Origin of the sequence: Kaistella treverensis (assembly GCF_900114045.1) — a bacterium.
Taxonomy (GTDB): Bacteria; Bacteroidota; Bacteroidia; order Flavobacteriales; family Weeksellaceae; genus Kaistella; species Kaistella treverensis.
The window spans coordinates 43,012-64,694 of record NZ_FORQ01000005.1; the positions used below are offsets into that span (position 1 = coordinate 43,012).

Sequence of the window (21,683 nt, forward strand, 5' to 3'; positions counted from 1 at the left end):
CATTTTTCATTTTTTAGAAAAGAGCAGAACTTCATCAATCTTACATTGCAAAGATATAAATAAATAATAGTATTATGCAATACAAAGTAGTAAAAATTATAAAATATTTTAAAATTATTTTTTCCGAAACTTTATTAAACAAAAAAAACCACCCATTTCAGGCAGTTTTTTAGATTTTTCCAATTTGAAAAAAAAGCGGTTAAAAGCAGCAAATTTTTTAAAAATATTTAATTTTTTAAAAAAACAGGCAAATAGCGGCAAATAAATCGGCTATTCTTCCGTCCATTTTACCTGATTGTAATGCAAAGTGCGATTTTCCGCCTGTAATTTTTCTAATTTTCTCAATAGATGATTGATGATTTCCAAGCCCGGTAAATTTACTTCCAGATCGTAATACCAGTTGGTAAACCTCTCGAAAGCGGGCAGCTCATCGTAGAGAAGATATTTAATTTCATTTTCGGTCACCGGAGAAACCAGCCCTGCTTCTTCCAAAGAATCAAAGAAGGTAATTTCTACATTATATATTTTTACGAGTTCTTCTCGGGAAATTCTTTCGCTCATTTCGCTAAATTTTTAAGTTTCAGGAATAATTCTTTTTCCTCTTCGGAAAGATTTTTCGGCAAATCGACGTGATAAGTCACGAGCAAATCACCAAATTCTCCGTCTTTTTTATAAACCGGGAAACCTTTTCCCTTCAGCCGCACGGTGGTTCCGTTCTGGATTCCGGGTTTTACTTTCAAGTTTACATTTCCGTTCAAAGTCTGTACGTGCACTTCGCCGCCTAAAATTGCGGTGTATAAATCAATGTGCAGTTGTGCGCTCAGATTATCGCCCTTTCTTTTAAAATGTGAATCTTCTTCGATATTAAAGGTGATGAAAAGATCGCCGTTCGGTCCGCCATTGTGCCCTGGATTTCCGTGACCTTTCACTTTGATTTTCTGACCGTCTGCGATTCCGGCAGGAATGGTGATGCGCACTTTTTTACCGTTGATTTCAAAAGTTTGCTGATGCGTTTTTGCCGCTTCGCGAAGTGGTAAATTCAGAGTTGCTTCCACATCCTGGCCTTTAAATTTCCCCGAAGCGCTGCCGCGCGTTCTGCCACCAAAACCACCGCCACCGCCGAACATACTTTGGAAAAAATCTGAGAAGTCTGCGCCGTCCGCAAAATCTTCCGAACTGAAACCGCCATACGCGCCTTGCTGGCCGCCAGCCTGTCCGCGATATTGCTGTTGCGCTTTCTGATATTCCTCGCCGTGCTTCCAGTTTTCGCCGTATTTATCATATTTTGCGCGGTTTTCTTTGTGGCTCAGCACTTCGTTCGCCTCGTTGATTTCCTTGAATTTCCGTTCAGCTTCTTTATCGCCGGGATTAATGTCGGGGTGATATTTTCGGGCTAATTTCCGGTAGGCTTTTTTGATGTCGTCCGCAGATGCTTTCGAATCTATTCCCAACACTTTATAATAATCGATAAACGCCATGAAATAATGCTTTTACCAAATTTATGAAATCTAAAACGTAATCTATTTTAAAATTTTGTTAAAAGTCCGGCGGAACATTTTTATAAAACTTTATGAAAAAATTCCGGGCACAATGACACGATTTTTGCTATTCACCTCCAATGAAAAATTACCTGCTGCTTTTTTCAGTTCTCGCGCTTTTAAACTGTTCCAAAGAAAATTCTGCTGTTTCGGAAAGCACGAAAAACAGTACGGTAATCACCGATGAAAAAACCAAAAATTTGCCCGAAAAGCCGGTAAAAATTCCTGTTTCCGCTCAGATAAAAGAGCTGAATTACCAAATTCTCGATACTTTAAAAAGCAGAGAAATTGCTGCTTTTGCACAATTTATTCACCCTGATAAGGGCGTTTTATTTTCAATGTACGGATACGTCGATCCCGCAACCGATAAGCATTTCAGCCGTTCAGATTTTATAAAGTACAGCAACACCAACACGAAGTTTACGTGGGGCGCAAAAGACGGCACCGGCCAGCAACTCGTACTTTCTATCCAGGATTATCTCGCAGATTGGGTTTTCAAAAAAGATTTCTCAGGCGCTGCTTATTATTTTAATGTATTTAAAGGCAGCGGGAATTCCTTAAATAATTTGAAAACCATTTATCCGGGTGCTGTCTTCACAGAAAATTACATTGCCGGAACGGAAGAATATGACGGTTTAGACTGGAATTCCCTGCGTTTTGTTTTTGAAAAATATGAAGGAAAATACTTTTTGGTCGCGGTGGTAAATGATCAGTGGACGGTTTAGTTCTACAACCATCCGGAATTATAAACATTCAGTTATATTTGATTAAATTTTTATAAATGAAAGAAGTTCTGAAAAATTATTCCGGCATTATTTTCCTCTTAGGCGGCATTATCATCGGAAGTCTCATTGGCATATTTGCTCCAGATACAGTGGGATATTTAAAACCACTCGGCGATATTTTTCTGAATTTACTTTTCGTGAGCGTAGTTCCGCTCGTTTTTTTTGCCGTCGCAAATTCCATCAGTCAGGTGGAAAAAGAAGGAAAATTTGGGAAAATCATATTTTCGATGATCTTTACATTTCTTCTTTTCATCATTATTGCAGCACTTTTTACCATTGCCGTTGTTTACTTTTTCCCGACAGAGGCGCTACCTTCTACTTCGCCTGAAAAACTTGATACCGGAGCGGATGTTGGCTGGGGCAACCGAATTGTAAGTTTTTTTACCGTAAGTGAATTTACCGACCTGTTTTCGCGAAAAAACATGTTGGCACTGCTTATTTTTGCCTTCCTCACGGGAACCGCTGTACGAAAAGCGGGTGAAACCGGCAGACCATTCGCTCTTTTTCTCACTTCGGGTTACGAAGTCATGAAAGAACTTTTGCTCATTGTGATGAAAGCTGCACCCATCGGTTTGGGTGCGTATTTTGCGTATCAGGTTGCAACGGTAGGTCCGCAACTTTTCGGCTTTTATGCAAAACCACTGGCCTTGTATTATGTTGCCGGAATTGTTTATTTTCTTCTGTTTTTTACGTTGTATGCTTTTTTCGCAAAAGGAAAAGACGGCGTCCAAAAATTCTGGAAAAACAATATTTATCCAAGTTTAACCGCCATTTCTACATGCAGCAGTTTTGCGACGATGCCCGCCAATTTGCAGGCCGCTGCAAGAATTGGAGTACCGACGGCAATTGCCAATATTGTAATTCCGATTGGCAGTACGCTGCATAAAAACGGCTCCTCTATGTCCTCCATCATTAAAATTTATGTCGCTTTCCTGATTATTGGTGAAGATTTTTTTGATCCAATGAACTTGCTTTTAGCTTTAGGAATCACCGTTTTTGTAAGCATCGTTGCGGGCGGAATCCCGAATGGCGGTTATATCGGAGAAATGCTGATGATTTCAGTTTACCAACTTCCGGTGGAAGCCATTCCTGCCGTAATGATTCTCGGAACTTTAGTTGATCCTTTAGCAACGGTTTTAAATTCTACAGGCGATACGGTCGCGGCGATGTTTGTGACGAAAATTTCCGGAGCAAAGTTTACGGAACCGAAAGATTTTGCGGTGTGAAACTATCTTATTTCTTATAAACAATAAAGGCCGGTTCTCCCGAACCAACTTTTTGTATTGTTGAAATATCAATTATTTATAAGCTTCAATCGTTTTATTTATCAAATCGATCTGCGCATTGATGGTTTTACTGGACGGATTTGCTTTTAAAACCTGCATTTTTTTCAGCAGCCCGTCCTGAAGAATTTTTACAATCATCATTTTCGCCTGCGGATTATTCCCGATCTGACCTTTCACTTGAGTTAAAACTTTGGTCACATTTTCGGTAGCTTTAAGGTTGTCCGAACTCATAATCCAGTTGAAACCATCTTCCGCGGCAGCGCCCAATTCGGGGTTCTGAAATTTCAAAAACGGATAGAATGCTGCCGTTGAAGCAATCGCCGGCATTTGCTTTTCGATTTTGTTTTTCACGATGGTCGGCAAAAGTTCAGCAATCAGTTCATCGCTGGAATTTTCCAAATCAATCTTATCCGCAAGAGATGCAATTCTACTCGGATCAATCGCCGCGATTGCCGAAAGTGAATTTGCTTTCACCGAATTGGAAACAGCATTTATTCCTTTTTCAAAAAGCGGCAAATATTTTTTGTCTTTTGTTTTTCCTAATGCTGAAATCGCCGAACCCTGAACCAAAGTTTTTGGGTCTGAATTTGCCATTTTTTCCACTTCTGCCAAAGCAGATTTTGCCTGATCAGCTTTTGATAAATCCAAACCGCTCAGCGCCTTCATTCTGATTCGGAAGTTCGAATCTTTTAAAGCAGCAGTTAAGGTTTTCACCGCGGCGACATTTTTTGAAGCGTTTTCCGCCGCGTTTTCAACGGCTTTATAGCGGCTTAAAAATTCTTTCGAATTCTGATATTGCATTAAAAACTGTTCCGGGGTTTTGGTATCGGTAAAAACTCCAACCACCGCTCCATCGGCATTAATATTTACAAAATCCGGGTTTTTGGTCACATTAAAGGTGAAATCATTTTTATCTTTTGCGCTTACCCACACATTTTGCCGCGTTGGTTTTCCGTTGTCATAGATATCAATGGCGAGCGGAAACTGGAAAGCGGGTCCGGGCTGCGTTTGGTTGATGGTCACTTTCACCTGTTTTTTCACCGGCTCAAAAGTCGTGGCATAACTCACCGTCGGATGCCCGCTGTTGAAATACCACTGATTGAAAAACCAGTTCAAATCTTTCCCCGAAACTTTTTCCAAAGACAATCTCACTTGCTGCGCTTCGCCGGTGCCGTATTCATTGGTTTTCAAATAATCAGTCAAACCGGCAAAAAATGCCTCATCACCCAGATAATTTCTCAGCATGTGCAGAATTGCGCCGCCCTTGTTGTAAGAAACACCATCAAACATATCTTCGCGGTCATGGTAACTGAAACGCACCAAATCTTTAGTCGGATTTGAAGGATCCATGAAATAGCCTTGCAATGCTTTCATCATTCCATAATCCGCGAAATCTTTTCCGTATTTATGTTCATTCCAGAGGTATTCTGAATAATTCGCAAATGATTCATTGACGGTCAGGTTGCTCCAGCTTTCAGCAGTTACCAAATCGCCAAACCAATGGTGGAAAAGTTCGTGTGAAATTACGTCTTCCCATTTATTTTCATCGATGAGGTCGCCGGGTTTTTGCTGCGCCGATTCCTGATGAAGAACGGCAGTCGTATTTTCCATCGCACCGGAAACGTAATCTCTGCCCACAATCTGTGCGTATTTTGACCACGGAAAATCATAATTCAGTCTTTTAGAAAAGAACTCGATCATTTCCGGGGTGTTGCCAAAAATCTGTTTTGCGTACGGTTCATATTCCTTCTCAACATAATAATCTACGTCGATATTTCGCCATTTATCTTTCACGACGGCGTAATCTCCAACGCCCATAAAAAACAGGTAAGGTGCATGTTTTTTATCCATCACCCAATGGTCAGTGCGCAGTCCGTTGGCTTCTTTGGTAGAAGATTTCATTAAACCGTTGGATAAAGTCACGTATTTGTCGGGCACGGTCATGTAAATTTCCTGCGTGGTTTTCTGGTTGGTTTTATCGATAGTCGGAAACCAGGCCGAGCTGGCTTCAGTTTCACCTTGCGTCCAGATTTGGGTTGGTTTGTCAGCAACTTTTTCCTGCGCGTTGATGAAATACAAACCCTTTGCATCAGAAATCGCTGCGCTTCCCTTCGTTGTTACTTCGTTCGGGCGCGCAGTATATTTGATGTAAACGGTATAATCCTGATTTCGGTTGTAAGTTTTATCGAGATTGATTTTGAGCATATCATCTTTATACTCATATTTTAGGGGGCTTTTTGCGCCATTTTTGTCCAAAGCCACTTCGTGAATCAACATCGCTTTTGCGTTCAGAACCAAAGAATCGGTCGGGTAAAAATAAGGCGACGCGGTAAGCCATTCTTCACCTGCCATCTGCTCTTTTTCGTAATCAAATTTCACCTTAAGTTTCGTATGTTTCAGCTCGGTCATTTTGGTGTGCGAAGCATGGTAAACTTCCGTTCTGCCGGAAATTTTGGTTTGTGCGAAGACATTTCCGGAAAAGAAAATTCCGAGCAAACTAAGGGAAATAACTATTTTTTTCATATGAATTTGGACTATGTTTTAATTTGAAAAAATTTGCCGTTAAAAGCACTATTTTTTTGTTTTTCTTAAGTTTTAAAAAGTTCTCTGAAATGCTGAAAATCAACAATTTTTGGTATAAAAAACTTTTTGAATTTATAAAATAATTGGTAGCTAAATGCACCAAAAAGTTACAAAAAAAAGTGAAGAGCAAACTTCACTTTAAATTTATTTTAAATCGCAACCGGCGCTTTGATTGCCGGATCCGGTGAATAATTTTCAAGTTCAAAATCCTCGAATTTAAAATCGAAAATATCTTTAATTTCGGGGTTTAATTTCATCGTCGGCAAAGTTTTCGGGGTGCGCGAAAGCTGCTCCTGAACCTGGTTGAAATGGTTGTTATAAATATGAACATCACCGAAAGTGTGCACATAATCTCCCACTTCCAGATCACAAACCTGCGCCACCATCATCAAAAGCAAAGCGTAACTCGCGATGTTGAACGGAACACCTAAAAAAACGTCTGCGCTTCTTTGATACAATTGAAGTGAAAGTTTTCCATCCGCGACATAAAACTGAAATAGGGCGTGACACGGCGCCAAAGCCATATTTGGAATCTCCGCCACATTCCAGGCGGAAACGATTAATCTTCGGGAATCCGGATTTTTTTTAATCTGGTCAATCACTTCCGTAATCTGGTCAATCACTTTTCCGTTGGCACCTTCCCAACTGCGCCATTGCGCACCGTAAACCGGTCCAAGATCGCCATTTTCGTCTGCCCATTCGTTCCAGATAGAAACGCCGTTGTCGGTGAGATATTTAATATTGGTATCGCCTTTTAAAAACCAAAGCAATTCATAAATAATTGATTTTAAATGAACCTTTTTTGTAGTCACAAGCGGGAAACCTTCTGCCAGATTATAGCGCAGCTGCGCACCGAAAACACTCCGCGTTCCCGTGCCGGTTCTGTCACTTTTATCGTTGCCGTGATCTAAAATATATTGAAGTAAATCGTGATAATTTTGCATTTCAGAGATATAATTGAAGTTTTCAGGCTAAAAATCAGGAGTTTAAATTAAGCAATTTTCACGAAATATTTTTAATGATTTGCGTGTTGCCGTTCAGCGAGATTTCATCACCGTTTTTCTTTCCGGTTAAAGCATTTGCTAAAGGACTTTCGGGCGAAATCAGAAAAATCTTCTGCTTTCCGAGGGTAATTTCTCCCAGCGAAACCGCGATGTAAAAAAGACCTTTATCGGTTTCCACCAAACTTCCGACGCCAACATTCTGATGCGGATTTACATTAATGAATTGCAGTGAATTCCGGGCTTTTACATTTTCATTGAGCTGAATCTGCAAATTGTTGATTTCCTGCTGCACCATTTCGCGCGAGGTTTCATATTTGTCGCCCATCGAACTTTTGGTTTCGTTGTTCGATGCGCGCGTTTCAGCAATCAGCCTTTCGAGGTTTTCAATCTTTTCCGAAAGCTTCAGGTGAAGAAGCTGTAAAATTTCACTTTTATCCATTTTGAAAAAAAACCTTAAAAGAGCAGCAAATTTTTATTTTTTCAAAACCGCATAACCGCCAACCGGCAGATAAAATTCTTTATTCGTGGCGAAATCTTTCACCGGACCGCTGAAAACATTGGTAAAAGTTCCGGTAGCATTTTCGTCATCAATGCTGAAATTCACGTTTTCTTTCGAGAAATTTAAAACGGTCAAAACCTCATTTTTTCCGTTTTTTCTGATGTATGCAAAAATCTTGTCATCAGCAGAAGTTTTTAAAATCTGCGTTGTCGCTGCCGGATCACCGCCGCGTAGTGCAGGGTTTTCGGATTTTAAAGTAAGCAAAGTTTTATAGAAATCGTGCAGTTCATTTTTTCCGGTCCATGGAATTGGATCTTTTTCGAAAAACTCCAGACGTTTCGTTTTTAAAGGCAATTCCTGACCGTTATAAATAAGCGGAACGCCGTTCCAGGTCACGGAAAAAACCGCTAAAGGCTGCGCTAAATCGCCGTATTTTTCATATTCAGTTCCGTTCCAGGTGTTTTCGTCGTGGTTACTTGTAAACCAGGCGCGCATGGAAGAATCGCCGATTGCAGAATATCTGCCTAATAATTGCTTTAAATCGTCAAATGAAATTTTACCTTCATTATATTCCTGAGTTTTATGCATCCAGGTCCAGACGTAACTTGCATCAAAAACTTTCCCATAGGCTGCATCATCGAGTTCATCAAATTCTCCGAGGAAAAAGAGCGGCTTCAGTTTTTCAACTTCCGGTCTTGCCTGCTGCCAGAAATCCACCTCAACCCAACTTGCAAGGTCACAACGGAAACCGTCAACATCCGCTTCGCGAACCCAAAATTTCATGGCATCGATCATTGCCTCACGCATTTGTGGATTTGAATAATCGAGTTCGATAATATCATCCATGCCGGAAGCGATCTGAAAATCGTTGGTTTTCGGATCTTTTAAATAATATTCCGGATGCGTTTTGGTCCAAACGTGGTCCCAGCCGGTGTGATTCGCCACCCAATCAATGATTACTTTGAAACCCATTTTATGCGCTTCGTCCACCATGTGCTTGAAATCTTCCATCGTCCCGAATTCCGGGTTGATGGCGGTATAATCCTGCGCCGCATATTGGCTGCCCAAAGTGCCTTTTTTATTTTTTTGCGCGATTGGTGTAATTGGCATAAACCAAAGCGTTTTCACGCCCATGTCTTTCAGGCGCGGCATCTCTTTTTCGAAGGCGCGGAAAGTTCCTTCCGGCGTATATTGTCTGATGTTTACTTCGTAGATATTGGTGGTATGTTTCCACTCGCTCGGTACTTCCATTTTTTGGGTATTTTTTTGCGGCGTGCAGGAAACGAGTCCTACACCAAGAATTGCTAAAAGAATCAGTCTTTTCATGGCTAATGATTTAACGCAAATGTAGAGCTTTTAATTGAATTGGTCTTTAAGCAAAGGTTGCGTTTTCTCATATTTAAAGAAAAATTCGCCGTTTTAAGGGCAAATTTTCTCAATAAAAAAACCCTGATATAACAGGGTTTTTTTCTATTTTAAATGAAATTTAATCCAAATCATCTTCATCGAAATTGTCATCTGCGAAATCCTCCTCGTCATCATCAAAAGAATCATCGTCTTCATCTTCAAAACTTCCGGCTGCGTATTCATCTTCGAAAGACCCGAAATCATCATCCGCCAAAGGAATGATGGAATTTTTTTTGCTTTTCGCCGAAGATTTGGACGGTGCTTTTAAAGGCATTTTACCGAAACGGAAAACGGTAATCGGGTAATTAACCGCAGGTTTTTCATCGATGATTTCCACCAGTTCGCAGAAAAACTCCCACAAATCCATAAAACCGTACTGGAAGTGGATTTTGTCTCCAACGTTTTCGAAAACTTCGGTAATATAAACATCAGACATAATCTCGCCGTCACCATCATCGCTCATATCTTCCAGCGGAACCGATTTCACCACCACTCCATCTTCATCCAGAATATTGAAAATAGACAGATCATCGCCCATCAGGGAAAAAGCACTTTTAATCCCCAAATGCAGGTTCCAAAGTGTCTGTTTGCCCCTAATTTCTACATCTCTGAAAATATCCTCCTTGGCGTCTAAAATAATTCGGAGTTTATAAACCATTATTGCTTAAATTTTAATTAATTTTTAGATTTACTTGTGGGTACAAATATAAAACAATTGAGATTTGGCAAAAAAGTTATTCCGCGGATTTTATTAAAAAAGTTTTTCTTACATTTTGCCCAAAATTAAACCTTTGGCAGCGAAAAACTGAATTTTGTACCTTCCAGGTAAACGCTTTCTACATTAATGGTTTCGGCGTGCGCTTCCAGAATGTGTTTTACGATAGCGAGACCAAGACCCGAACCGCCGTCATTACGGTTTCGGCTGGATTCTATGCGGTAAAATCTTTCAAAAATTCTGGGCAAAGTTTCAGGTTTTATTCCCATTCCGTTGTCTTCTACGGTGACCAGAACTTTGGAATTTTGAATGCTTGTTTTTAAAGTAACGGTAGCCTTTTCCCGGTTGGAATAATTAAGGGCATTGGTGATTAAATTCATCAAAACCTGAGAAATTTTCTGCTTGTCGGCATTTACAAAAATTTGGTTTGAAGCGGTTTGCAACAGGATTTTGGTATCTTTTTTCTGAGCTTCAAGATCCAACAAATCGATCATTTCACGAATCTGCAGATTGATGTCGAAACGACTTTTATTTAAGGTAATTTGGTCACTTTCATATTGGTTAATCATGTCCAGATCTTTCACGATAGTTAGCAGTCTTTCCACAGATTTATCGATTCTGTCCAAATATTTATCGCGAATCGCCATATTTTCTATGGCGCCTTCGGTAAGCGTTTCCAGATAGCCCTGAATGGTGAAAAGCGGCGTTTTCAGCTCATGAGAAATATTACCGATGTATTCTTTGCGATACGTTTCCATTTCCTTCATCGTATCGATTTCGGTGGTGTTTCGAAGATTGAGATCCGAAAACCTTTTGCCGAGTTCCTGCAAATTGAGCTGATGATCTTCTTCACCAAATTCTTCCGGCAAAATGGTGGAAATTTTCTGAATTTGTCTTTTTCCGTAATAATTAAAGAGAAAATCTACGACGAGATAATTGATGATAATCAGGAAAAAAGTGCTGATAAAGAGGCCAATAAAAAACGCGCCACTCGTGCTCAGGTATTCACTTTTCACCTCATCAAAAACGAAAATAAGCAGCAGCATAGAAGCCGTGAGGAAAAGCGCGGCGAGAAAAGTAAGACGGTAAATTTTCATGGTTAAAAGGGCAAAAAAATCAGTTTTACCAAACAAATTTAAACAACTAATTTATAACCGATTCCTTTTAAAGTCTGTATGGTTTCCATGCCGAGTTTTTCGCGCAGACGTCGAATGTGTACATCGATGGTTCTTTCACCGACCACCACATCGTTACCCCAAACTTTTTCCAATATTTCCTCGCGTTTGAAAACTTTTTCGGTGTTCGAAGCCAAAAGATAGAGCAAATCAAACTCTTTTTTCGGAAGCAGAAAAAACTGGCCGTTTTTGGTGACTTTCACATTGTCTTTATCAATTACGAGATCACCTATTTTCAAAATTTTTGCTTCATTACTTACTTTTGAAGTCAGTTGCAGGAGCGCATTAATCTTGGAAATGAGGATTTTTGGTTTAATGATTTTCACCACGTAATCGTTCGCCCCCGCCTGAAAACCTGCCAATTGCGAAAATTCTTCGCTTCTGGCCGATAAAAAAACGATGAGCGTGTTCTGTAGTTCTTTAATCGTCCGCAGTTCCGTACAGGTTTCAATGCCGTCTTTTTCGGGCATCATCACATCCAACAGAATAAGGTCAGGAACGATTTCTTTGGCTTTCGCAATCCCGTCATTTCCGTTCGTGGCGGTGGTTACGTGATAACCTTCTTTTTCAAGATTATAAGACAGGATTTCTAAAATATCTTCTTCATCATCGATCAAAAGAATTTTTTTCTGGTTCATTAGTAACAGTTTATCCTTTCAAAATTACTCAATTTAACCGTTAAAAAATGAGGTGAAAAAATTGTTCATCATAAATTAATATTGAGGCGGTTTTGTTAAGACAATCGTAAAGTTTAATTAAAGCTGGCGCAACACCTTTTCAGCGGGTAATTTCTTCCTTTGTTCCGAAAGAAAAACTAAAGAAAGAAGAAAATGAAAATTAGAAAATTGGGTCTTGCTTTTGTATTGCTGAATATTTCCGCAACTTACTTTTACGCGCAGGACACCATTAATAAAGAGAAAAGAATAGATGAAGTTGTCATTACTTCCTCCGCAAATAAAAAATCTGAAAGTGCACTTCTGGTAGATCAAAAAAAAGCCATTATTCAGAAACAGTCGATGGGTTCGGAAGAAATTTCCCGGAAAGGAATTTCAAATATCGAACAGGCGCTGACGAAAGTTACAGGAATTACCAACGTTGAAGGCCGCGGCTTATTTGTTCGTGGTCTGGAAGATCGATATAACACTTTGTTAATTAACGGTTTAGGTTCCCCATCAAACAATCCGTTTCAGAAAATCATTGCATTAAAGCAGTTTCCGACAGACGTTGTGGGAAAACTGAATATCTATAAGACGTTCAATTCTAATTTATACGCCGATTTTGCGGGCGCCACTTTCGATATTGAAACCTTGACTTATGAAAAACCGTTTTCAAAAGTGGAATTTGGAATCGGCATTAATACCTTAAGCACTTTTCGGAACGATTTTAAAATCAATCCGAACGCAAATACCATCGAAGGTTTTATTGGGCTAAATTCCAAAAAAAGGCAATTACCACAGCAAATAAATGGCTACCGTCCGTCGAGTTATAATTTCAGTGCTGAAGAATCCCGAAATTCTTTCGGTGAAGGTTGGAATGTGGATAATATTAAATCTTTACCGAACACCAGCCTTGGATTTACCACCGCGCAGAAATTTAAAATCGGTGAAACTTCAAACCTGGGATTTTTATTTTCACTGAATCAGGGAAATAATTTTCAGTACAAAGAAGGCGAAAAAAACCAGTTCCGCCTGAACGGAAATTCCATCGATTATAACAATTTGCTAAACCGAAAAGAATACATCTACGAAACGGAATCTTCGGTTTTGCTTGGTTTAGGTTTTAAAAATAAAGGAACAGCGGTAAATTTAAACGGCTTTTTCCTGCAAAATTCCGAAAATCTCATCCAGGATTATCAGGGTTACCGAAATGGCGAAACCAATAATCAGCAGTTTATCCGCGTAAATCAGCAGGATATTTCCCGTTTTACCGATTTGCAGTTGACGGCTTCGCAAAAAATTTCTGACAGACATTCCGTAAAAGCCGGCGCGAGCTGGGTGAATAATTTCTACCAGCAACCCGACCGAAAAATCATGTACGGAAGACCACAAGACAATAACGAAATAAATCTCTCTTTTGGCGGGAATAATTTGCTGCGACAATATCTGGACGTAAACGGTAAAAATTACTTTTCAGTTTTCGCAGAATATGCGGTAAATCTTGGTGAAAAAGGCGACAAAAAAGATTTTCCGTGGCAGATTGCTTTAGGTTACAATGGTTTTGCGGATGTACGAAATACTTCATACCGTTTTATTTATTCAGTTTTAGATAATCCAGCGAAGTCGCAAATTACCGTGGACAGAGACGCACCGCAAGCGATTTTTGATCAGTCGCTTCAGGACGGAACTTATCATTACCGCGAAGGTTCTACTTCGGAATATAAAAATAATCTGTACCAGTTTGTAAACGCGGGTTACCTCAACATCAATTATAAACCATCGGAATTATGGGATATTTTGGTCGGCGGGAGAGTTGAAAATAATATCAATATAACGCGGTATAAACCAATAAGTGTCGGGATTAACGATGATTTTGTAACGCTGAGCAAAAATCAATATTACATTTTGCCTTCGTTGTCGGTGAAAAGAAGCTTGAACACGAAATCGAACATCCGTTTTGCGGCGAGTAAAACCATCACGAGACCGATTTTGATTGAATATATGCCGATTACATATATCAATCCGGATAACGAAAACATCTTCGGAAATAAAAACCTGACGAACAGCGAAAATTATAATCTCGACCTGAAATACGAAATTTTCCCGAGCAACAAAGAAATGTTTGCGGTGAACCTTTTCGCGAAGAAAATCGATAAAGCCATCGAACGTTCTTACATCGCTTCAGGAAATTCTAACGGCCAAACGATCACTTTTTTCAATTCTAAAACCGCCAACCTTGCGGGCGTGGAACTGGAAGGAATCTTTTCCTTAAATCGCCTCAGCGACGCATTATCGCGCTGGACTTTCGGTGCAAATACGACACTGATGTATTCTGACGTTCAACGCAGCGCCGACCAATCTCAGGAAACCGACGTAGAAGCGAACCGCAAGCGCGCTTTACAAGGCGCCGCGCCGTGGACGGTAAACGCAGATTTGAAATATGAGTACAAAAACGCCCAAAATTTCACCAAAACCTATTCACTTGTTTACAATGTTTCCGGCAAGAAAATTTACGGAGTTGGCTTTTCCAAACTCGACAATATTTACGAAATGCCTTTCCACCAGCTGGATTTTGTTTACAACAACCAGATTTCTAAAAACTGGAATGTAAAATTCGCTATTCAAAACCTTTTAAATTCTCAGTATAATCTGAAACTCGGCGACAATAGTTTAGTTCAGGTTCAGGAAAGTTCGCTGCTGATGGAAAATTACAAGAAAGGAACTTCTTTGAATATGACCATCGGTTATACTTTCTAATTTCAATAAATCACATTATAAAATAAAAAGAAATGAAAAGAAACATTTTCACATTAATGGCGCTCAGCCTGGTTCTAACTGCAACTTCGTGTACTGTTGACATCCGCGAAGACAATGACACTCCTGTAAACACCGGCGGAAACACTGGAACTACCGGAAACGTACTGGATGGCTCGGGAACTTTGTCAGGTGAAATTACAAAGGATTTGCTCATTAAAAAAGGAAATTATACGCTGAAAGGCATCGTGAAAGTAAATTCGGGCGCTACTTTAACCATTGAACCGGGCGCAATTTTTACCGCAACAACTACCGATGTTAGTGGTTTGGTGATTTTAAAAGGTGCAAAAATAAACGCTGTGGGAACAGCAGATTCTCCGATTATTTTCACTTCGGACAAAAAAACTCCAGGTGACTGGGGCGGAATTACTTTATATGGTGATGCGCCAATCAAAGCGTTGAACGGTGCAACAACAGCTCTTTCCGAAGACGGAAACAACCAGTATTATGGTGGCGCGGATTCGAACTCCAATTCCGGGAGCATGAAATATGTCCGTGTGGAATACGGCGGCAGAAAAATTGGTGATGGAACTTCTGAAACCAATTCCATGACTTTCTATGCCGTTGGCGCAGGTACCACTTTGGAAAATTTGGTAGCCTACAAAGGTACAGATGACGGTTATGAATTTTTCGGTGGAACGGTAAGCGCAAAAAACCTGGTTTCTTACGGGAATTATGACGATTCTTTCGACTGGCAGGACGCCTGGAGCGGACAAAATAACTCGAATTGGTTCGCGTATCAAACAGGAATTGGAAATTTCGGAATGGAAATCGAAGCTTCTTCGAATGCTGAAAATATCGCACCGAAAGTAAATAATATTACCTTAATACGTGCTGTAGGAACTTTACCTGAAGTTTCAGGTTCTGCGGAAATTTCCGCAATCCAATTTAAAAAACAGGGAACAGGAATTTTCTCAAATGTATATGTAGATGGCTACAAAAACACGGGCGGCAAAAATGCTTACGGCGTGCTGATTCAGGATTTAGCAACAGAAACGAGCCAGCTAGTCACCGGAAAAATTAAAGTTAGTCCGCTATTCGCAACCGCAATTAATGACAATGTATTGAAATTCGGTTACGGATTCACTTCCGCAATCCCTGCCACTTACGTTAATGCTACGGGTGTTACAAAAGTTGCGATGACAGGCGGTGCCTGGGCAACCGTAAACGGCGAAAACTTGCTTGCACCACTTCAATAATTTCTTCGAAACTCATATCAAATTAAAGGGTTTTCAATTGAAAACCCTTTTTTTTATTCCTCATCTTCGTATTGTTCGAGATAGTATGCAAATGAAAAATCTTCCAGCTCTTCATCGGCATCTTCCAAAGTCGTCAGCAGATCTTCGAAATCTTCCAGCTGATCGACGCCCATATTTACAAATTCAATATGCAGCGGCATTTCCACAAAACCCGTAAGCGAATCGTAAAGCGCATCTAAATTATCACCGAAAAATTCCGGAAGCTCTAATTTTTCCTTCAATTGCTCGTAAAATTCTTCATAGTCTCCAATTTGCGAAAAGTCGATATATATTGTTTTCATAGTTGTTAGTAGTTAGTTGTCAGTTGTCAGTACTTGATTCATTTTTTTTGTTTCTGCTGACTTTTTACTTTCTTCTTTTACTTTGTTCTTTTTACTTTTTACCTGGCTCTTTAATGCTATTTTTTTTCAAAGCTTTTATAATGGTTTTTCGTGAGCCAGACTTCACCATTTTTGGTAAAAACGATGCGGTCGGCGTTTCGGTTTCCGCAGTTGTAATTTACGTCGGCTTCGAAATATTGATTTCCCACGGGCAAAGATTTTTCACGGTTGCTGAATTTATCACCACCAATCGCGCGGCCCGGCAAAACATCGCATAAATTTCCTCTTGACGGCACCCAGCCTTCTTTCCGAGCTTCAGATTTGGTTAAATAATATTCAGGCAATTCGTGATTTTCTTTAACGTAGTTGATGACCAAATTCTCTTCGGTGAGTTCATCAATATTTTTAGAAAAATTTGCCGTTGTAGCGGCATTTTTTTCAGAATTTCTGTCGTTTACATTTTGATTAACCGAAACGTTTTTATTTGCCGTTGTTTCACCTTTTTTTTCGATTTTATAATTATTGATGAAATACATCACCGAAAAAGTGGTGAGCGATCCGATGAGGAAAAAAAGCGCCAGCCTGATTTTATCTTTGTTCATTTAGGTATTTAATAAAAATTTAGTGTTTTAGCAGGATTTTTTTTGTACAAGGTCTGATGTCTGATGTCTGATTTCTAAACTGTCAACTGACCACTATCAAATGTCTTCACCGCCATTCTTCCGGAATATCGCATACTGGAATCGGCTGAATTTTGTGTTGCGCGGCGCGGTTCATCCGCTTGAAAATTTTATAAACCTCCAGATCGCGTCCGGAGTAATCTTCTTCCGTTTTGGTGCCCCATTCTTTTTGAATTTTTTCCAGCTCCGGGTATGATGCTCCGATTTGCTGTTCATCAGTCCGTATTTCATCCCAAAGCCCATCAGCCGGAATTGCATTTTGAATTGATTCGACCAGATTTAACGAACTTGCCAAAGTGTATACTTCCGTTTTATAAAGGTCCGCAATTGGTGAAACGTCCACGCCGCCATCGCCGTATTTTGTGTAAAAACCAATTCCAAAATCTTCGACTTTATTTCCGGTTCCGCAGACCAAAAGTCCGTTAATCTGGCCGTAATAATATAAAGTCAGCATTCGCAATCGGCTTCTGGTATTAGCAAAAGCAAGCTTTTCTGCCGGAAATTTTTCCTCATCTACCTGAAAAGTCGAATAAAGCTGCTCAAAAGCCGGCGTTAAATTCACCGACGAAGCTTCTATTTTGGTAAATCTCCTTTTCAAATCTTCCATATGCTCCCACGCGCGCGAAACTTCATCAGGATTCTGGCGAATGGGCATTTCCAGCAACATTGTTTTTAAGCCGGTCATTGCGCACAACGTAGAAACCACCGCGGAATCTACACCTCCGGAAACGCCCACAATATAACCGTTCACATTGGCATTTTTCGCGTAATCGCGAAGCCACGTTACAATCCGTTCCGTAATTTTTTCTGTCTGCATTTGGTTTTTATTAAAAATTGAAGGTTACTGAAGAAAGGAATTATCGCTAAAAAATTGCTTATTTTTGCTAATCTAAATACGATGTAAAAATAATGAAGTTTTTTAAATATCTCTTTTTTTCTGTGCTGTTCCTGAGTTTCAGCATTGCCTGCAACAAAAGCAAGGAAAATCACTGGAAAATCGATCTGAAAGAACCGCCGCAAAAAGTAGAAATTACCGACATTTCGAAGGAATTTTACGATTCTGCCGTGCCGCTGGAATCTTTTGCAAAAAAATATCCGTGGTTTCAGGGAACTGTTCCGAATGATGAATTTGAAATTCGCCGGAGCGACGCTGAGGAACAGAAAATTTATACCGAAGCTGTTTCGAAAATTGACCTGGCAAAACTTCAAGCCGATTTAGGAAATTTATTTGCCCATATTCAGTACTATTTTCCCGAATTTCAAAATCCCCAGGTTTTCCTTTATTCCTCGGCTTTGCAAGGCGCGCTGGAACCGGTTTTTTATAAACCACAGGAAAATATGCTCTTCATCGACGTGACGGGTTTTATGGGCGACAATAATCCGAATTATGCAGGAATGGAAACTTATTTCCAGAAAAGCATGAATCCGCAAAATATTTTACCAAAAGTTTCAGAGGTTTTCGCGGAACTTTTCGTGCCGGCAACCGGCGACCGCCAGAAATTCCTCGATGAATTGGTTTATCAGGGAAAAATAATGATTTTGCAGGATGCATTTTTACCAGCGGAACCCGATTATTTAAAAATCAACTACACGCCCAAACAATATGAATGGGCTCAGGCAAACGAAGCCAATATCTGGAATTATTTCGTGGAAAACAATCTGATTTTCAGTGATGATATGCGGCTTTCCGAAAGATTTATCAAGCCCGGACCGTTTTCAAAATTCTACACCGAAATCGATAACGAATCTTCACCGCAAGTCGGAATTTTCAGCGGTTGGCAGATTTGTAAAAAATATTTTAAAGAAAACCCAAATACAAAACTTCAGGATTTTCTAAAAATGAATGCTCAGGACATCTTTAATGAAAGTAATTATAAACCCAAAAACTAATGAGAAAGACCCAAATAACCATAGATATTGAACTTGATGACAACCAGGTTCCGGAAAGAATGACCTGGAACGCGGAAGACGGCGGCATCGAAAAAGAGGACACAAAAGCAACGATGATTTCCGTGTGGGACGATAAAAGAAAAGAAGCGCTGCGCATCGATCTTTGGACCAAAGAAATGCCTGTGGATCAGATGAAAATGTTTCTGCACCAAATTTTAATCTCCATGGCCAGCACCTACGAACGCGCTACGGGTGAAGAAGATGTCGCACAATGGATGGACCAAATGGCGGAAGAGTTTGCTGTAAAATCGGCAATAAAATTCTAAAAGCATTAAGCTGAATGCGGCATGCATTACGCTTATAATTACTCATTTATAATACGCTTTAAGCACTGGTGAAACGACACGCCTACCGCTTAAAGCATAAAGCATAAAACATGAATTTCAATACAAAAGTAATACACGGTGGTCAGCAACACGAACCTGCGACCGGATCGGTAAATGTGCCGGTATTTTTAACCTCAACATTTGCGCAAACATCACCTGGAGTTCATTCCGGTTACGAATATTCGCGCGCGGCAAACCCAACGCGTCAGGCGCTGGAAGACAGTTTGGCAAGCATTGAAAACGGTGCGCGCGGCTTGGCTTTCGGTTCCGGTTTAGCGGCGATCGACTGTGTTTTAAAATTATTAAATCCGGGCGATGAGGTAATTGCGGTTGATGATTTATACGGCGGAACCTACCGTATGTTTACCCGTTTATTTGAAAAATATCAGCTTAAATTTACATTTGCCAGTTTTGATGATGTTTCAAAAATTTCTGGTCTAATCACTGAAAAAACCAAATTAATCTGGTTAGAAACGCCAACTAATCCATTGATGAAATTGGTGGATATTAAGGCGGTGACCGATTTAGTAAAAGGAAAAGACATTTTTGTGGCGGTTGACAACACCTTTGCGACGCCTTATTTGCAGTTGCCACTGGATTTGGGCGCAGATATCGTGATGCATTCCGCGACAAAATATTTGGGTGGACATTCTGATGTCATCGCCGGCGCTTTAATCGCGAAAACCGAAGAATTGGGTGAAAAACTTCATTTCATTCAGTTTGCGAGTGGTGGAATCCTCGGTCCACACGATTCTTATTTGGTTTTGCGAGGCATTAAAACTTTGGCTTTACGTGTTCAAAGACATTCAGAAAACGGTTTGGAAGTCGCAAAATATCTGGAATCGCATCCGGCTGTGGACAAAGTTTTCTATCCAGGTCTGGAATCTCATCCGCAGCACGATTTGGCTAAAAAGCAAATGAAAGATTTCGGCGGAATGGTTTCATTCACCTTTAAATCCGGAAAAAAAGAAGATGCAATCAAATTTTTAGAAAAACTAAAAGTTTTCACTTTAGCAGAATCTTTGGGCGGTGTAGAATCTTTGGCCAACCATCCAACGTTGATGACACACGCTTCAATTCCGGCAGAAAAGCGTGCAGAATTAGGCATTACCGATGATTTGGTTCGCTTAAGTGTTGGTATTGAAGATAAAGCTGATTTGCTTGCGGATTTGGAAAAAGCATTTGGCTAAACTGGCAATTTGGTAATGTGCCAATATTAATTTGGTAAAATTATAAAATGACCGATTTTCAAAAATATATTCAGCGCTATCTCGATTTAATTCCATCCGAAAACTGGTTGGAAGAAATGAAAAAATCCGGGCATAAAACGGCAAATTTTTATGAAAATCTTTCGCCGGAAAAAGCAGAATTTGCATATGCTGAAGGAAAATGGACGTTGAAAGAATTGCTGCAACACCTCATCGATGCTGAAAGAATTTTTGCCTACCGTGCGCTACGTTTTGCCAGAAAAGACAAAACAGAACTTGCCGGCTGGGACGAGGAATTATACGCGAAACATTATTTTTCTAACGACAGAAACTTAGAAAGTTTGGTTGAAGAATTTCAGGCTGTCCGGAAATCATCAGTGCTATTTTTTCAAAATTTAAATCAGGAGCAACTTTCTGAAACGGGAATCGCAAACGGCAACAAAATTTTGGTAAAAACACTCGGCAAATTGATTGTAGGACACAACATTCACCATTTGAATATTATTGAGGAAAGGTATCTTGGACGAGGAAGGAGGAAGGATGAGGTATGAAGTAAATTACTGGAAAGCAGAAAATTTGCCGTTTTAGCCGCGATTTTCTGCTTTCTTTTTTTGCCTTAAAACATAGATGTACAAGCTTTCAACTTTAGCTCTTGCCCACTCTGTTTTGCGTAGAAATTTAAGTGAAGAGTTAATACTCGGATTGTCAGTGAAACATTTGATATTGATCTGCTTTCCCAAATCTTCAAAACCGCCGTAATATTCCACCAATTCTTCGAGAATCGCATCCAGACGCTTTCCGTGCAAAGGATCTTTTGATTTTTGTTCCATAATAACTGTAAATTTAAACATAAAAAAGTTGCCGCTATATCGGCCAATTTTCCTGTATTTATTAATTTTGATAATTCAAAAACTCAATTATGCAAAACCTCATCGATGCTTTACAGGCTGGCGGCACCATTCTTTATCCGACGGATACGATTTGGGGAATTGGCTGTGACGCTACCAATGTGAACGCCATTAATAAAATTTTCGAGATTAAAAAGCGCGAAAAATATAAATCGATGATTATCGTGGTGGAATCGGTAAAACGGTTGCAGGATTTGGTGGAAGTTCCCGAAATGGCATGGGAAATTATGGATTTATCCGAAAAACCGGTCACGCTGATTTATGATAATCCGACAGGTTTGCCCAAAGAAATTCTCGCTGAAGACGGGAGTATCGGCATTCGTTTGGTGAAAGACGTTTACCTTAAAAAACTCATCGGCAAACTGAATAAACCATTGGTTTCCACTTCCGCCAATTTCAGTGGTGAAAAATCTCCTTTAAAATTTACCGATATTTCGCCGGAAATTATTAATTCTGTGGACGCTGTTGCTGAGGAAAATCACGATAAAATATCGGAATATTCCGGTTCGTCGGTGATCAGAATCTGGAATGACGGACGCGTGAAAGTTTTGCGCGAGTAAAAAAATATGC

At 39.9% G+C, this 21,683-nt stretch carries 22 protein-coding genes; 9 read left to right on the forward strand and 13 right to left on the reverse strand.

Annotated elements, in window-relative coordinates; genetic code table 11:
* Nucleotides 1-270 precede the first annotated feature (270 nt).
* A complete protein-coding gene (locus tag BMZ55_RS10955; RefSeq protein ID WP_089820394.1) occupies nt 271-561 on the reverse strand; it encodes a chaperone modulator CbpM in 291 nt (96 codons plus the stop codon).
* Nucleotides 558-1,478, reverse strand: coding sequence for a DnaJ C-terminal domain-containing protein (locus BMZ55_RS10960; RefSeq protein ID WP_089820395.1), 921 nt, complete (start codon nt 1,476-1,478; stop codon nt 558-560). The genes BMZ55_RS10955 and BMZ55_RS10960 overlap by 4 nt, the downstream gene beginning before the upstream one ends.
* Nucleotides 1,479-1,618: 140 nt before the next feature.
* Between BMZ55_RS10960 and BMZ55_RS10965 the strand changes: the two genes are divergently transcribed.
* A complete protein-coding gene (locus BMZ55_RS10965) occupies nt 1,619-2,263 on the forward strand; it encodes a hypothetical protein (protein WP_089820396.1) in 645 nt (214 codons plus the stop codon).
* 56 nt (nt 2,264-2,319) lie between these two features.
* Nucleotides 2,320-3,549 carry a dicarboxylate/amino acid:cation symporter gene (locus BMZ55_RS10970; protein ID WP_089820397.1) on the forward strand — a complete coding sequence of 410 codons (1,230 nt, stop codon included), beginning with the start codon at nt 2,320-2,322 and terminating at the stop codon, nt 3,547-3,549.
* A 72-nt stretch (nt 3,550-3,621) separates the two neighbouring features.
* Here BMZ55_RS10970 and BMZ55_RS10975 read toward each other — a convergent pair whose 3' ends face one another.
* The 7 genes from BMZ55_RS10975 to BMZ55_RS11005 all read right to left on the reverse strand — a co-directional run bounded on the left by BMZ55_RS10975 (nt 3,622) and on the right by BMZ55_RS11005 (nt 11,630).
* On the reverse strand, nt 3,622-6,132 hold the full coding sequence (locus tag BMZ55_RS10975; protein ID WP_089820398.1) for a M1 family aminopeptidase: 2,511 nt from the start codon (nt 6,130-6,132) through the stop codon (nt 3,622-3,624).
* A gap of 209 nt (nt 6,133-6,341) precedes the next feature.
* Nucleotides 6,342-7,136: a thymidylate synthase gene (locus tag BMZ55_RS10980; RefSeq protein ID WP_089820399.1), complete on the reverse strand. Its 795-nt coding sequence runs from the start codon at nt 7,134-7,136 to the stop codon at nt 6,342-6,344.
* A 58-nt stretch (nt 7,137-7,194) separates the two neighbouring features.
* Nucleotides 7,195-7,635: a GreA/GreB family elongation factor gene (locus tag BMZ55_RS10985; RefSeq protein WP_089820400.1), complete on the reverse strand. Its 441-nt coding sequence runs from the start codon at nt 7,633-7,635 to the stop codon at nt 7,195-7,197.
* A 33-nt stretch (nt 7,636-7,668) separates the two neighbouring features.
* The gene (locus BMZ55_RS10990; RefSeq protein WP_089820401.1) at nt 7,669-9,021 is read right to left on the reverse strand and encodes an alpha-amylase family glycosyl hydrolase; all 1,353 of its coding nucleotides are present in this window, start codon (nt 9,019-9,021) and stop codon (nt 7,669-7,671) included.
* Between the two features lie 160 nt (nt 9,022-9,181).
* Nucleotides 9,182-9,760, reverse strand: coding sequence for an IS1096 element passenger TnpR family protein (locus BMZ55_RS10995; RefSeq protein ID WP_089820402.1), 579 nt, complete (start codon nt 9,758-9,760; stop codon nt 9,182-9,184).
* A gap of 125 nt (nt 9,761-9,885) precedes the next feature.
* Nucleotides 9,886-10,914, reverse strand: a complete 1,029-nt coding sequence (locus BMZ55_RS11000) for a sensor histidine kinase (RefSeq protein ID WP_089820425.1) — start codon at nt 10,912-10,914, stop codon at nt 9,886-9,888.
* Nucleotides 10,915-10,952: 38 nt separating this feature from the next.
* Nucleotides 10,953-11,630, reverse strand: a complete 678-nt coding sequence (locus BMZ55_RS11005) for a response regulator transcription factor (RefSeq protein ID WP_089820403.1) — start codon at nt 11,628-11,630, stop codon at nt 10,953-10,955.
* 192 nt (nt 11,631-11,822) lie between these two features.
* On the opposite strand from BMZ55_RS11005, the gene BMZ55_RS11010 reads away from it, so the two are divergent.
* Nucleotides 11,823-14,405, forward strand: coding sequence for a TonB-dependent receptor plug domain-containing protein (locus BMZ55_RS11010; protein WP_089820404.1), 2,583 nt, complete (start codon nt 11,823-11,825; stop codon nt 14,403-14,405).
* A 32-nt stretch (nt 14,406-14,437) separates the two neighbouring features.
* Nucleotides 14,438-15,661, forward strand: coding sequence for a hypothetical protein (locus tag BMZ55_RS11015; protein ID WP_089820405.1), 1,224 nt, complete (start codon nt 14,438-14,440; stop codon nt 15,659-15,661).
* A 53-nt stretch (nt 15,662-15,714) separates the two neighbouring features.
* Here BMZ55_RS11015 and BMZ55_RS11020 read toward each other — a convergent pair whose 3' ends face one another.
* The 3 genes from BMZ55_RS11020 to nadE form a co-directional block, all read right to left on the reverse strand.
* Nucleotides 15,715-16,002, reverse strand: a complete 288-nt coding sequence (locus tag BMZ55_RS11020; RefSeq protein ID WP_089820406.1) for a barstar family protein — start codon at nt 16,000-16,002, stop codon at nt 15,715-15,717.
* A 116-nt stretch (nt 16,003-16,118) separates the two neighbouring features.
* On the reverse strand, nt 16,119-16,643 hold the full coding sequence (locus BMZ55_RS11025) for a ribonuclease domain-containing protein (RefSeq protein ID WP_089820407.1): 525 nt from the start codon (nt 16,641-16,643) through the stop codon (nt 16,119-16,121).
* 106 nt (nt 16,644-16,749) lie between these two features.
* Complete coding sequence (gene nadE, locus BMZ55_RS11030) at nt 16,750-17,538, reverse strand: NAD(+) synthase (protein ID WP_089820408.1); 789 nt, start codon at nt 17,536-17,538, stop codon at nt 16,750-16,752.
* A 92-nt stretch (nt 17,539-17,630) separates the two neighbouring features.
* Here nadE and gldB point away from each other — a divergent pair, with 92 nt between their 5' ends.
* The 4 genes from gldB (at nt 17,631) to BMZ55_RS11050 (ending at nt 20,756) form a co-directional block, all read left to right on the forward strand.
* A complete protein-coding gene (gene gldB, locus BMZ55_RS11035; RefSeq protein WP_089820409.1) occupies nt 17,631-18,611 on the forward strand; it encodes a gliding motility lipoprotein GldB in 981 nt (326 codons plus the stop codon).
* Nucleotides 18,611-18,937: a gliding motility protein GldC gene (gene gldC, locus BMZ55_RS11040; RefSeq protein ID WP_039346395.1), complete on the forward strand. Its 327-nt coding sequence runs from the start codon at nt 18,611-18,613 to the stop codon at nt 18,935-18,937. Before gldB ends, gldC begins: the two co-directional genes overlap by 1 nt.
* Before the next feature lie 110 nt (nt 18,938-19,047).
* Nucleotides 19,048-20,187, forward strand: a complete 1,140-nt coding sequence (locus tag BMZ55_RS11045) for a cystathionine gamma-synthase (RefSeq protein ID WP_089820410.1) — start codon at nt 19,048-19,050, stop codon at nt 20,185-20,187.
* 47 nt (nt 20,188-20,234) lie between these two features.
* Nucleotides 20,235-20,756: a DinB family protein gene (locus BMZ55_RS11050; RefSeq protein WP_089820411.1), complete on the forward strand. Its 522-nt coding sequence runs from the start codon at nt 20,235-20,237 to the stop codon at nt 20,754-20,756.
* A gap of 33 nt (nt 20,757-20,789) precedes the next feature.
* Here the strand turns inward: BMZ55_RS11050 and BMZ55_RS11055 are convergent, their stop codons facing one another.
* The gene (locus tag BMZ55_RS11055; protein WP_089820412.1) at nt 20,790-21,035 is read right to left on the reverse strand and encodes a VF530 family protein; all 246 of its coding nucleotides are present in this window, start codon (nt 21,033-21,035) and stop codon (nt 20,790-20,792) included.
* Nucleotides 21,036-21,124: 89 nt separating this feature from the next.
* On the opposite strand from BMZ55_RS11055, the gene BMZ55_RS11060 reads away from it, so the two are divergent.
* Nucleotides 21,125-21,673 carry an L-threonylcarbamoyladenylate synthase gene (locus BMZ55_RS11060; RefSeq protein ID WP_089820413.1) on the forward strand — a complete coding sequence of 183 codons (549 nt, stop codon included), beginning with the start codon at nt 21,125-21,127 and terminating at the stop codon, nt 21,671-21,673.
* Nucleotides 21,674-21,683: the final 10 nt, after the last annotated feature.